9 protein-coding genes are annotated in these 12,307 nt (G+C 74.3%); 1 reads left to right on the top strand and 8 read right to left on the bottom strand.

Annotation, left to right across the window (positions count from 1 at the left end; genetic code table 11):
• Positions 1 to 12 precede the first annotated feature (12 nt).
• The 4 genes from LX15_RS16035 to LX15_RS16020 form a co-directional block, all read right to left on the bottom strand.
• Positions 13 to 1,260, bottom strand: coding sequence for a globin domain-containing protein (locus LX15_RS16035; RefSeq protein WP_253670395.1), 1,248 nt, complete (start codon positions 1,258 to 1,260; stop codon positions 13 to 15).
• Between the two features lie 339 nt (positions 1,261 to 1,599).
• Positions 1,600 to 2,034 (bottom strand): RrF2 family transcriptional regulator, encoded by a 435-nt coding sequence (locus LX15_RS16030; RefSeq protein WP_253670394.1) that lies wholly within the window; start codon positions 2,032 to 2,034, stop codon positions 1,600 to 1,602.
• A 106-nt stretch (positions 2,035 to 2,140) separates the two neighbouring features.
• Positions 2,141 to 3,529, bottom strand: a complete 1,389-nt coding sequence (locus LX15_RS16025) for an NAD-dependent malic enzyme (protein WP_253670393.1) — start codon at positions 3,527 to 3,529, stop codon at positions 2,141 to 2,143.
• Positions 3,530 to 3,652: 123 nt separating this feature from the next.
• Positions 3,653 to 3,838 (bottom strand): hypothetical protein, encoded by a 186-nt coding sequence (locus tag LX15_RS16020; protein WP_253670392.1) that lies wholly within the window; start codon positions 3,836 to 3,838, stop codon positions 3,653 to 3,655.
• A 153-nt stretch (positions 3,839 to 3,991) separates the two neighbouring features.
• Here LX15_RS16020 and LX15_RS16015 point away from each other — a divergent pair, with 153 nt between their 5' ends.
• Positions 3,992 to 6,283 carry a helicase-associated domain-containing protein gene (locus LX15_RS16015; RefSeq protein ID WP_253670391.1) on the top strand — a complete coding sequence of 764 codons (2,292 nt, stop codon included), beginning with the start codon at positions 3,992 to 3,994 and terminating at the stop codon, positions 6,281 to 6,283.
• A 727-nt stretch (positions 6,284 to 7,010) separates the two neighbouring features.
• Here LX15_RS16015 and LX15_RS16010 read toward each other — a convergent pair.
• From LX15_RS16010 to LX15_RS15995, 4 genes are read right to left on the bottom strand one after another with little or no spacing between them, the layout of a single operon-like run.
• Positions 7,011 to 7,607, bottom strand: coding sequence for a GTP-binding protein (locus LX15_RS16010; protein WP_253670390.1), 597 nt, complete (start codon positions 7,605 to 7,607; stop codon positions 7,011 to 7,013).
• Positions 7,588 to 8,235, bottom strand: a complete 648-nt coding sequence (locus LX15_RS16005) for a DUF742 domain-containing protein (RefSeq protein WP_253670389.1) — start codon at positions 8,233 to 8,235, stop codon at positions 7,588 to 7,590. Before LX15_RS16005 ends, LX15_RS16010 begins: the two co-directional genes overlap by 20 nt.
• Before the next feature lie 27 nt (positions 8,236 to 8,262).
• Positions 8,263 to 8,685: a roadblock/LC7 domain-containing protein gene (locus LX15_RS16000; protein ID WP_073480102.1), complete on the bottom strand. Its 423-nt coding sequence runs from the start codon at positions 8,683 to 8,685 to the stop codon at positions 8,263 to 8,265.
• The gene (locus tag LX15_RS15995) at positions 8,682 to 12,119 is read right to left on the bottom strand and encodes a sensor histidine kinase (protein WP_253670388.1); all 3,438 of its coding nucleotides are present in this window, start codon (positions 12,117 to 12,119) and stop codon (positions 8,682 to 8,684) included. Before LX15_RS15995 ends, LX15_RS16000 begins: the two co-directional genes overlap by 4 nt.
• Positions 12,120 to 12,307 lie beyond the last annotated feature (188 nt).

Genomic DNA, 12,307 nt, shown 5'->3' with positions numbered 1-12,307 from the left:
GCGGGACGGCCATCACCCGACCGGGGCGGCCGGAGCGGCCGGAGCGGCCGGGGTGGACCGGGGCAGCCAGGCGTCCGAGCCGAACACCTCGTAGTGGATGCGCTCGGCCGGCACGCCCCGGTCGAGCAGGCCGCGGCGGACGTGCCGCATGAAGGGCAGCGGGCCGCAGAGCAGCACCCGCGCCCCCGCCGGCAGGCGGAGCGCGGCGGGGTCGAGGAGGCCGGAGCGGACCTCGACGCCGGCGGGCGCCGCGGCCGAGTCGGCGTCCGACTCGTACCAGAGCTGGACGGTGTGCCGGGAGAGCCCGGTCGCGGTGGCGAGCAGTTCGGCCGCGAGCGGGTGGCTGGCCGGGGACCGGTCGGCGTGGGCCACGACGATCTCGCGGGCACTGCCGTGGGTGGCCAGCTCGTCGAGGACGGCCGCGGCGGGCGTGATCCCGATGCCGGCCGTGACCAGCAGGAGCGGGCTGTCGTCCTGGGGCAGGACGACGTCACCGAAGGGAGGTGAGACCAGGAGTCGGTCCCCGACGCGCACGTGGTCGTGCAGGTGGGTCGAGACGAGCCCCGCCGGGCGCTGGCCGTCCTCGCGGTGCCGCTTGACCGTGATCCGCAGCGGACCACGGCCGGGCGCGGAGCTGACCGTGTACTGCCGGATCTGACGGCTGTTGTCCGGCAACCGCACGGCGACGCTCACGTACTGGCCCGTCCGGTGCTGGATCGGCCGCCCGTCCTCGGGCTCCAGCCAGAACGACTCGACGTCGGCCGTCTCCGCCTGGCGGCGCACCACGCGGTGCGGGTGGAAGGGGCGTTCGAAGCCACTGCCGGCACGCTCGTACAGCCGGGCCTCCTCGGCGACCAGCATGCAGGCGAACGCCCAGTACACCTCGTCCCACGCGGCGGCGACCTCGGGGGTGACGGCGTCGCCGAGCACCTCGGCGACGGCGGCCATCAGGTGCCGGCCGACGACGACGTACTGGTTGGGGGCGATGCCGACGGAGGCGTGCTTGTGGGCGATCCGGGACAGCAGGGCGCCGAGCGGCAGCGGCCGCAGCCCGGCGATGTGCCCGGCGAAGGCCACGACCGCGCCGGCCAGTGCCTGCCGCTGCTCGCCGTTGGCCTGGCTCCCCCGGTTGAACAGGTCGAGCAGCTCGGGGTGCGCGGCGAACATGCGCTCGTAGAACCGCGCGGTGATCTCCTCACCGTGCGCCGCGACGACGTCGGCCGTGGCCCGCACGACGCGGGCGGACTCCTCGGACAGCAACGGAACTCCTCACATCTCAACGTTGTCGATCAACTGGTGTTCGCATCAGCACATGCGACACCACAAGCACAGTTCCGGGGGCGGGGCGGGGCGGGGCGGGGGTGGGGGGAGGGGGAGGGGGGAGCCCCCCGGGGGGAGGGAGGGAAAGGGTGACGGGGTGCTGCGGGACAGGAGAAGGGGGGCGGCGGGGCCGTGTCCTCAGTGGACTTTGGGCGGGGTCGGCGCCGGCGGTGGTTCGGGGGCGGTTGATCGGCGGGGCGGGGCGCGCGGGTGGTGTGGTTGGCCGCCGGCGCGAAGAGCGGGGCCGGGTGGCGGGGTGGGTTCTCGCGGGGCGGGCGCTCATCGCGGTGGTGGTGGGGCGAGCTGGAGCGGGACGCTCGTGCCGGCGATGAGGTCGGAGATCGTGACCGCGTCGAGTGCGGCGAGGAACGCGTTCTGGGCGGCGCGGAGGGCGCGGCGGAGGCGGCAGTCGCCGCGGAACGGGCAGGGTGGCTGGTCGCAGTCGACCAGTTCGCCCGTGCCTTCGAGTTCGCGGACCAGCCAGCCGACCGTGGTGGCGCCCGCGCCGGCCGCCAGTTCGAGTCCGCCGGCGCGGCCGCGCACGGTCTCCAGGACGCCGAGTTGCCCCAAGCGGTGCACGGCCTTGGCGACGTGGTGGCGGGGGGCGTGCACCGCCTGGGCGACGTCGTCGACGGTGAGGCGGGGGCCTTCGCTTCGTGCGCCGAGCAGGACGACCGCGCGGAGCGCCAGATCGGTGAAGCGGGCCAGGTGCACAGCCGGAGCCTACGAAAAGCTGACTCGGCGATGCATCTTTATGGCCGTGTGAGAACGCCCACCGAGGGGTGGGCGTTCTCAGCGTTCTCGGCGTTCTCGGCGGGGGTCAGGCCTCGCGGACCGCCGCGGCGCGGACCGCCTCCGCGACCGCGCTGGCCACGTGCGGGTCGAAGACGCTGGGCACGATGAACGAGGCGTTGAGCTTCTCGGTGTCGACGACGTCGGCGATGGCGTTCGCGGCGGCGACGAGCATGTCGTCGGTGATCCGGTGGGCGTGCGCGTCGAGCAGGCCGCGGAAGACGCCGGGGAAGGCCAGGACGTTGTTGATCTGGTTCGGGTAGTCGCTGCGCCCGGTGGCGACGACCGCGGCGTGCTTCTGCGCCTCGAGCGGGTCGATCTCCGGGTCCGGGTTGGCCAGCGCGAACACGATCGACCGCTCGGCCATGGTGGCGACCTGGTCGGCTCCGAAGAGGTTCGGGGCCGAGACACCGATGAAGACGTCCGCGCCGACGAGCGCCTTGTGCAGGTCGCCGGTCAGGCCCTGCTTGTTGGTGTTGGCGGCGATCCACTGGCGGTTGGGGTCGAGGTCGTCCCGCCCGCCGTGCACGACGCCGCCGATGTCGACCGCGACCACGTCGCCCGGCTGCTGCTTGAGCAGCAGCCGGATGATGGCCGAGCCGGCCGCGCCGACGCCGCAGACGACGATGCGGCAGTCGGCGATGTCCTTGCCGACCACGCGCAGGGCGTTGCGGAGGGCGGCGACCACGACGATCGCGGTGCCGTGCTGGTCGTCGTGGAAGACCGGGATGTCGAGCTTCTCCCGGAGCCGGGCCTCGATCTCGAAGCAGCGGGGCGCCGCGATGTCCTCGAGGTTGATGCCGCCGTAGCCGGGGGCGATCAGCTCCACGGCGCGGATGATCTCCTCGGTGTCCTGGGTGTCCAGGACCACCGGCCACGCGTCGACGCCGGCGAACTTCTTGAACAGCGCGGCCTTGCCCTCCATCACGGGCAGGGCGGCGGCCGGGCCGATGTTGCCCAGGCCGAGGACGGCGGAGCCGTCGGTGACCACGGCCACGGTGTTGCGCTTGATGGTGAGGCGGCGGGCGTCCTCGGGGTTGGCCGCGATGGCCTGGCAGACGCGCGCCACGCCGGGTGTGTAGGCGCGGGACAGGTCGTCCCGGTTCCGGAGCGCGACCTTGGAGTTGACCTCGATCTTGCCGCCGAGGTGCATCAGGAAGGTGCGGTCGGAGACCTTGCGCACCCGGACGCCGGGCAGGGCGACCAGGGCGTCCTGGATGTCCTGGGCGTGGTTGGCCGACAGGGCGTTGCAGGTGATGTCGACCACGATGCGGTCGCTGTGCGACTCGACGACGTCGAAGGCGGTGAGGACGCCGCCCACCCGCCCCACCGCGCTGGCCAGCTCACCCGCCGCGCTCGCGGACGGGGCCGCCTCCAGTCGAATGGTGATGGAGTACCCGGGGCCGGGGACCGGCATCGCACCCTCCTACGCGTCCTTGCTGCTCAGGCGTGGGAAGAGCCTAGTCCCCGACCTCGGGTGGATCGAACCCGACTCCGCGGTTCCCGATACGGAACGGAAGAGTTCTTCCGCGAAGCGGATTCAGCGGTTGATCTTGGTGACCGGGTGCCGGTAGGGCAGCTTGTCGCTGGGCAACGGGAAGGTGACCTCCCCGAACGGGGACAGCGCGCCCTGGAGCGGGCTGGCCAGCTCGGTGACCGGGTGCTCGCCGTTGGGCAGGTCCGGCCAGGACGGGTCGGTGCGCTCGGTGCGCCGGGCCTTCGCCACGCGTTCCTCCTCGAAGCGTTCGGGCCTCGTCGGACGGGCCCAATCCTCACTCGGCGCGAACCACGGCGAACCCGCCGGTCGCGCCCCGTCCAGTGTGCCTGACGCCCGGGCGTGGACCCGACCGGAGGTGACGGCGGATACCGTGGTGGGGATATGCCCGGCATCTCACTCGCCGACTGGCTGCGCGCGCGGGACGACTCCGCGCTCGCGGCCATGCTCCGCGCACGCCCCGACCTGGCCACTCCTCCCCCGGCCGACACCTCCGTGCTGGCCACCCGCGCCGGGATCCGCAGTTCGGTCGCCAGGGCCTGCGAGGGCCTCGACGCGTTCACGCTGGCGGTCCTCGACGCGCTGCTCGTGCTCGACGCCGACCAGGAGCCGACCACGCTGTTGTCGGTGGGCCGCCTCCTCGGCAGGGGCGTGCCCGCGGCCCGGGTCCGGCAGGCCCTGGCGACGCTGCGGGAGCACGCGCTCGTCTGGGGCCCGGACTCGGAGTTGTCCGTGGTGCCGGCGGCGCGGGAGGCTGCGGGGCCGTTCCCCGGCGGTCTCGGCCGGCCCGATCCCCGTCTCGACGAGGTGGACCTCGACGCGGCGCTGGCCGAGCTGGACGAGGCGGAGCGCCGGCTGGTGGACAAGCTCGCCGCGGGGCCGCCCGTGGGCAGGACGAGGGACGCCGGCCAGGTCGTGTCGCTGGAGCGGGCGGCCACTCCCGTGCAGCGGCTGCTGGCCAGGGGCCTGTTGCTGCGCAGGGACAACGAGACCGTGGAGTTGCCCAGACAGGTCGCGCTCGCCGTGCGCGGCGACCGTCCACTGGGGACGGTCGAGGTGGAACCGCCCTCACCGGGGCCGGTCTCCCATGATCCGTCCACAGTGGATTCGACGGCCGCGCACGCGGCGCTGGACCTGGTGCGGGACGTGGAGAACCTGCTCCGCCTGTGGTCCGAGGACCCTCCTCCCGTGCTGCGCTCCGGCGGGCTCGGCGTCCGCGACCTCCGTCGCCTGGCCAGGGACCTCGACGTCGACGAGCGCCGCGCCGCGCTGCTGGTCGAGGTGGTGGTGGGCGCGGGCCTGGTGGCCGACAGCGACGGGGTGGAGCCGCGGTGGACGCCGACCACGCTGGCCGACTCCTGGGAGGTGGCCGTGCCGGAGCAGCGCTGGGTCGCGCTCGCCACGGCCTGGCTCGACCTGCCCCGGCTGCCCGGCCTGGTGGGGCTGCGCGACGAGCGCGAGCGGCTGATCAACCCGTTGTCGGACGAGCTGCGCCGTCCGCCGGCGCCCAGGGAGCGGCGTCGGGTCCTCGCGGTGCTCGCCGAGCTGCCGCCCGGCACCGCGACCGCCGGTCCGGACGCGCTGGCCGCCGTCCTGGCCTGGCGGGCGCCGCGCCGGGGCGGTCGCCTGCGGGACGACCTGGTGCGCTGGACCCTCGACGAGGGCGCCGCGCTCGGCGTGGTGGCGCTCGGGGCGCTGACGACGGCCGGGCGCGCCCTGGTGGCCGAGGACGGGGGCGACGGGCAGGGCGGCGCCGTCGAGGCGGCGCGGCGGATGGCGGAGGCGTTGCCGGCGCCCGTCGACCACGTGCTGGTGCAGCCCGACCTGACCGTGGTGGCGCCCGGACCGCTGGAGCCGGAGCTGGCGAGCGAGATCTCGCTGGTCGCGGACGTGGAGTCCACCGGGGGCGCCACGGTCTACCGGATCGGCGAGGCGAGCGTGCGCCGGGCGCTGGACGCCGGCCGGACCGCGGCCGAGCTGCACGAGTTGTTCCGCACCCGGTCCAGGACCCCGGTGCCGCAGTCGCTGAGCTACCTCGTCGACGACGTCGCCCGCCGGCACGGCCGACTCAGGGGCGGCGCCGCCGGCTCGTTCCTCCGGTGCGACGACCCGGTGTTGCTCACCGAGGTGCTGGCGCACCCGGTGGCCGCCTCGCTGGAGCTGCGCAGGATCGCCCCGACGGTCGTGGTCAGCCCGCTGGCCCTCGTCGAGGTCCTCGACGGCCTCCGGGGGGCGGGTTTCGCCCCGGCCGCCGAGGGTCCGGACGGGCGGGTGCTCGACCTGCGGCCCAGCGGTCGGCGCGTCCCGGCGCGTCCCCGTCCGGCCCGGCCGGTCGGCCTGCCGTCCCGTCCCAGCGACGAGCAGCTCACGGTGCTGGTCCGGCAGATGCGGGCGGGCGATCGCGCGGCGGCGGCCCCGAGGGGGGCCGCGGTGCGGGGCGCCGGGACGCCGGCTGGCGCCTCCGCGACGCTCGCGCTCCTCCAGGGGGCGGCCCGGGACGGGCGGAAGGTCTGGTTGGGCTTCGTCGACTCGCACGGCGTCGCCTCACACCGGATCGTCCGGCCGGTCAACGTGGCCGGTGGTGTGCTGGAGGGCTTCGACGACACCCAGGGGGCGCTGCGGCGTTACCCGATCCACCGCATCACGACGGCCGCGCTCCTGGAGGACGGCGACTGAGGTCCGCGGACTGAAGGCGGACTGAAGGCGGAGACCAGGGCGGGCGCCCGCCGTGCGGCGCGGGGACCTTTCCGCGAGAACGCCACGTGTGGCCGAATTCGGCGCGGCGTCACGACAATCCCGACCCGAGGTTCACCGCCGACCGGCTCTCCCCCACTCGGGTCCTCTCCCCGATTTCCCACCGTTCGAGGGACGGCGCACGCCCCGTTTCCGTCGGTGCCGCGTGAGACGTTGGAAGTGGGGGGTTCCCCAATACCTGAACTCTGAAGTGGACAAAAGACTGTGTCGGCCAGTGTCGGCCGAGTGTCGGTCGAGCGCCCTCGGTGATCTTGTGTGGGACCCGGCGTCGATTCACGAGATGGCGGGGCGGTGAACGCCTCGCGGGTGGCCGGGAAATTCGTCGCCCAGCGAACAACCCCGGTCGCCCAGCGAACAACCCCGGTCGCCCAGCGAACAACCCCGGTCGCGCGGGCGAACAATCCCGGTCGCGCTGGAACCGCGTCGAAGCCGACGACCCGCCCTCGCCCTCGAACCGCGGCGCGGCAACACAGGCGAACCGCGGCACCGCGACACGGCGGAGCCCGAGCAGAGCGTTCCCGTGCGGGCTCAGCGCGGGCTCAGCGCGGGCTCAGCGGAAGAAGGAAGAAACCGCTGAGGAGCGAGGCGGGACAGGCCGCCCTCGGGCCGGCCCGGCACAGGGGCGGCCCGAGGGCGGCGGAGCCCGGCGTCAGCCCGCCTTGGCGGTCATCCAGCGCCGCATCGCGTGCTCCACCAGCGTGATCAGCGTCTGCTTGGTGGACTCGCGGCTGCGGGCGTCGCAGGTGACGATCGGCACCGACTCGTCGATCGTGAGCGCCTCGCGGACGTCCTCGATGCGGTGGTGCAGCAGCCCGTCGAAGCAGTTCACGCCGACGATGTAGGGCAGGCCGCGGTCGTCGAAGAAGTCGATGGAGGCGAACGCGTCGGCGAGCCGGCGGGTGTCCACGAGGACCACCGCGCCGATCGCGCCCTTGACCAGGTCGTCCCACATGAACCAGAAGCGGTGCTGGCCGGGGGTGCCGAACAGGTACAGGATGAGGTCGCTGTCGAGCGAGACGCGACCGAAGTCCATGGCCACCGTGGTGGTGACCTTGCCCGGTGTGGCGGTCAGGTCGTCGACCCCCACGCTGGCCTCGGTCATCACCGCCTCGGTGGTCAGCGGAACGATCTCGGAGACCGAGCCGACGAAGGTCGTCTTGCCGACGCCGAAGCCACCGGCCACGACGATCTTGGCCGAGGTGGTCGCTTGCCGGGTGTCCGGCCGGTTAGAGCCTGCGGAGCCCACTGAGCACCCTCTCCAGGAACGCGAGGGACGGCCGGTCCCCACTCACGACGCCGCCCTCGTGGATCATCACCAAGCCGAGACCAGCCATGTCGCCGATGAGGACCCGTACCACCCCGAGCGGGAGCCTCAGATGCGCGGCGATCTCGGCCACCGAACGGGTCTCCACGCACAACCCGCAGATGGACCGGTGCTCGGCGAGCACCGCGGCCTCGCGGTCCAGACCCCGGTCGCTGGTCGACACCAGGGCCTCGATCGCCAGGTCGTAGTCGGGCCGGGTCCGGCCCCTGGTCCTGGCGTAGGGCCGGACCAGGGACCCGGACTCCTCGGCCGGGTCGACGGCCGGACTCACCGCCGACCACTCGTTGACCGGCTGTTCGCCGGACTCGGTGGGCGGGTAGTCGGGCACGCTGGTGCCGAACAGGTCGGCCCCGGGGCCGCCGAACAGCCCCCCGCCGTACCCGTCCAGCGTGGACGGCGCGGACGGCAGGCCGTCCTCGCGCGCGAGCTCGGTCTCGTGCGCCGCCTCGTCGGACTGGTCCGCCTCGCCGTAGCCGTCGAAACGGAAGCCGCTCGCCGCCCAGTCGCGGTAGTCGAAGCGACCGTCGCTGAAGTCCGGACCGGTGTTCATCCCACCGTCACCCCCACCAACCCCACGTCATCGACGCACCCCGCCCTGAAGCTGGGCGCGCAGCTCCGGTGTCAACTGTTGGCCGACACGCTCCACCAACAACGTCATCTCGTAGGCCACCAGGCCGATGTCGCAGTTGGGCGCGGCGAGCACGGCCAGGCAGGACCCGTCACTGATGGACATCAGGAACAGGTACCCCCGTTCCATCTCGACCACCGTCTGCGCGACGTTTCCCGCCTCGAAGCACCGGGCGGCGCCCTGGGTGAGGCTCACCAGGCCGGAGGCCACGGCGGAAAGCTGTTCGGCCCGGTCAAGCGGCAGCCCCTGGGAGCCGGCGAGCAGCAGCCCGTCCGCGGACACCACGACGGCGTGCGCGACGCCGGGGACCCTGCGGACGAAGTCCGTGATCAACCAACCGAAGCTGCCAGGCTGCTGGACGGACGCGGTCACTCCTGCTCCTCGTCATGACGGCTCTGGGACGGGCTGGCGGTCTCTCCGCCCGCGGTCGCGGGCGGGCCGTCGAGCCGGTGGCGGCCTCGACGCAGACCGTGCTGGAAGCTCGACAACCGGCCTCGCACCGCGTCGGCGGAGCGGGGCGGCGTCGGCAGCAGCGGCTTGCTGGGCTGCTGCTTGGGGGCTGCGGAGCCCGGCACGAGGTGTGCCTTGGGCACCCGCTTGGGCAGGCCGGCCGAGGTCACCTCGTCCGTGGTCGGGTTGAGCAGCGCCTTGGCCGCCGCCCAGCCCTCGTCGCCGGAGCCCCAGCTCGACGCGGTGGTCGACCGGCCGGCGTCGGCCGACGCGGTCGTGGGCAACTGCTGGCCGGGGCGCGGCCGACCCAGCCGGGTGCTGGGTCGGGCTGGCGCGGCGGGGGCGTCGCCCGAGGGCTCCGCCGGCTTGCGCGGCGTGCGCTTGGGCAACGGCTCGGCGGGTTGTGCGGCGCCGAGCGGGTCGGCCGACGCGGCGGGCGTCGACCGGGTGATCGGACCGAGCGGGTCGGACCTCAGCGTGTCCTGCGGCCTCGGGGGCTCCCCCTCGGCCGGCAGCTCGTCGGCGACGCTCTGGAACCACTGGGTGAGCACCGCCTCGTAGATGGGCAGCCGCTCGGTCGGCGCGTCCACGTCGTGCTCGGCCTCCTTGGCGGTCTCGTCGGTCGCGGCGGTCCCGCCCGCCGCGGCGCCGGGCTCGGCGCTCGCGGCCCGCGTCGGGGCCTGACCGGGCGCGGGGGCCGGCTCGACAGCGTCGAGCGTGGCGGTCTCGGCCGCCCAGAACAAGCTTCCCGGCTCGGGTTTCCTGGCCGCCGCCGGCGGCGGGCCGCAGCGGCCGCCCTCGCCGGTCGGGACGTCCTGGCCGTTGTCGGCGAGTTCGAGCTCCAGCTCGGGACGCGCGTCGGGGGCGGGGACGGCGGGTCGCCGCTCCGCCGGAGCCGTCGGAGTCGCCGGGGCCGCCGGGGCGACGTGTGGCACCGCCGCGGGGTCGTCCTCGCCGTCGGCGGGGGCGACGCGCACCGAGAGGTCGAACCGGGGCTCCTGGGCCGTCGGCTGCTCGCCGGTCCCGTGGTCGGCCTCCGGGGCGGGGGACGACGCGGCCGGCTCGGGCACCGGGGCGAACCCGGTCGCGGTGGCCGTCGGCGCCGCGGGGGCCGGGGCGGACGGGGCGCCGGCGGGCGGCGGGGACGGCGGCAGGGTCCCGGTCGCCCCCAGGGGCGGGAAGGTGGAGCCGGGGCCGGAGGGCATCGAGCCGGGGCCGGAGTCGGGCCGCATCTCCACGATCAGCTCGCGGGGCACGACCACGAGCGCGATGAGGCCGCCCTCCAGCTCCTCCGAGCGGAGCCGGACCTTGACCTCGTGCCGCTTGGCCAGCCGCGCGACCACGTACAGGCCCATGCGGCGGGAGACGCCGACGTCGACGCGCGGCGGGTTGGCCAGCCGCTCGTTGGCCTCGGCCAGGTCCTCCTCGGACATGCCCACGCCGCGGTCGGTGATCTCGATGACCAGCTCGCCGCCCCTGCTGCGGGCGGTGCGCACGCTGACCCGGGAGTTCGGGTCGGAGAACGCGGTGGCGTTGTCGAGCAGCTCGGCGACGAGGTGGACGAGGTCGTTGACGGCGCGGCCCTGGACCGCCAGGTCCGGGGTGGGGGCGACGTCGACGCGGGCGTACTGCTCGACCTCGGACACGGCGGCGCCGATGACGTCGCTGACCGGGACCGGCCGGCTGAGCCGGCGGGTCAGGTCGGTGCCGGCGAGGACCAGGAGGTTCTCGGAGTTGCGCCGCATGCGGGTGGCGAGGTGGTCCAGCTCGAACAGGTGGCCGAGCTGGTCGGGGTCCTGCTCGTCCTGCTCCAGCCGGTCGATGAGGTTGAGCTGCCGCTCGACCAGCGCCTGGCTGCGGCGGGAGAGGTTGACGAACATCGCGTTGACGTTCGCCCGCAGCATGGCCTGCTCGGACGCCAGGCGCACCGCGGCCTCGTGCACGTCGTCGAACGCGCGGGCCACCTGGCCGATCTCCTCGGTGGTGTGCACGGCGACCGGGTCGACCTTGACCTCGGGGATCTCCTTGTCGCTGTCCCGCATGGCGCGGATGACCTCGGGCAGCCGCTTGCGCGCGACGTCGAGGGCGGAGACCCGCAGGACCTTCAGCGGGTGCAGCATCGAGCGGCCGATGACCAGGGTCAGCAGGACCGCGAGCACCAGGGCGGCGAGGATGATGGCCGAGTTGCGCAGCGCGCGGGCCCTGGCGTCGTCGGCGAGGGACTGGGCGGTCTCCCGCAGCTCGGTGGCCAGCGCCCGCTCGACGTCGCGGATGAACGCGGTCGTGCTGGCGGAGGCCGCCTCCCACGCCTCGGCCTGGATCTGGGGCTTGGCGTTCTGCTCGGCCAGGACCGTGGCGCTCTGCTTGATGCGCTGCCGCTGGTCGACGTCCAGGCCGCTGACGGTGTCGTTGTAGCGGACCTGCTGGGCCGGGGTGGCGGCGTTGGTGAACTCGGCCAGCGCGGCCTCGAACCGGGCGTCGGCGCTGCGCACCATCGTCAGCTCGGCCGGCTGGAACTTGTCGCGCACCGAGGCGACGAGCAGCAGCACGTGCTGCTGGGCCACCTGCTCCTTGGCGCGGCCGATCGCGTCGGCGGCCCTGGCGACCTGGGCGATCGCGGTGCCGGAGGTCGCGTTGGCCGCGGCGTGGTTGGCCTGGAGGAGCCCGTCGATGATGTCGGTGTAGCGGGTGATGACCGCGGAGTCGGGGTAGTTGGTGTTGACCGCCGCCTGGCGCAGCGCCTTGAGGGTGCCCAGCCGGTCCATGGCGCGCTGGAAGGGCTCCTTGACCGCGCTGTGGGTCTCGTCGAGCGTCACGGCGACCTTGCTGACGTTGGCCAGCGCCGCGTCGACCCGGGAGATCTGGGCCTCCATCTGCGGCCGGTCCTTGGGCGCCTGGTTGGCGTTGCGGCGGGCCGCGTAGGTCGCGACGAGGGTGCGCTCCCGCTGGAGCTCCTGGACCAGCTCGGCGGCCTTCTCCGCCAGCTCGACGTGCTTGACGTACTTGCTGAACTGGTCGGCGCCGTCGATGTCCTGGTTGACGTGGATGACGCCGAGCACCAGCGCGGTGATGGTCGGCACCAGGAGGACGGCGATCATCTTCGTCCGCAGGTGCCAGTTGCGCAGGCGCCACCGCACGCGCTTGGGCGGACGTCTCTCGCCGGTCGTCCCGGTCGTCTCCTCGGGTGAGGACTCGTCGTCGCCGGCGCCGGCGGCGCCGGTCTCGGCGGGGTCGGCTGTGCCGGTGTCGGAGGCGGCGAACGCCTCCTCGTGGTCCTCGAGCGGCCGCGCCGGGCCCTGACCGGCGCTGCCCGAAGGGGTGGTGTCCTGACGGGCCACGGTTAACAGGTCCTCCACGTCGCACCGCCGCCGAGCACGGCGGTGCGGTTGAAAAGGGCCGGACCCTGTGCGGGGCCGGCGGAGCCGGGCGAGGGCGCCCGGAACGGCGGGGGGCAGCCGGGGGCGCGGACGGGTCCGCGCGCGGCGGCCGGGGGCGACGGGACGCGCCCTGTTGCGGGCCGCGTGGGCCCGCCCGATCCTGGGGC

It is taken from the genome of Streptoalloteichus tenebrarius (assembly GCF_024171885.1).
GTDB lineage: Bacteria > Actinomycetota > Actinomycetes > Mycobacteriales > Pseudonocardiaceae > Streptoalloteichus > Streptoalloteichus tenebrarius.
The sequence above is the reverse complement of the archived record's forward strand: the minus strand, read 5'-3'. Positions and strand labels throughout refer to the sequence as shown.

Bases quoted from the DNA above. Each gene is read 5' to 3' on its own strand.
- LX15_RS16025 (WP_253670393.1), bottom strand. From the start codon at position 3,529: ATGCCGGTCCCCGGCCCCGGGTACTCCATCACCATTCGACTGGAGGCG.
- LX15_RS16015 (WP_253670391.1), top strand. From the start codon at position 3,992: ATGCCCGGCATCTCACTCGCCGACTGGCTGCGCGCGCGGGACGACTCC.
- LX15_RS16005 (WP_253670389.1), bottom strand. From the start codon at position 8,235: ATGAACACCGGTCCGGACTTCAGCGACGGTCGCTTCGACTACCGCGAC.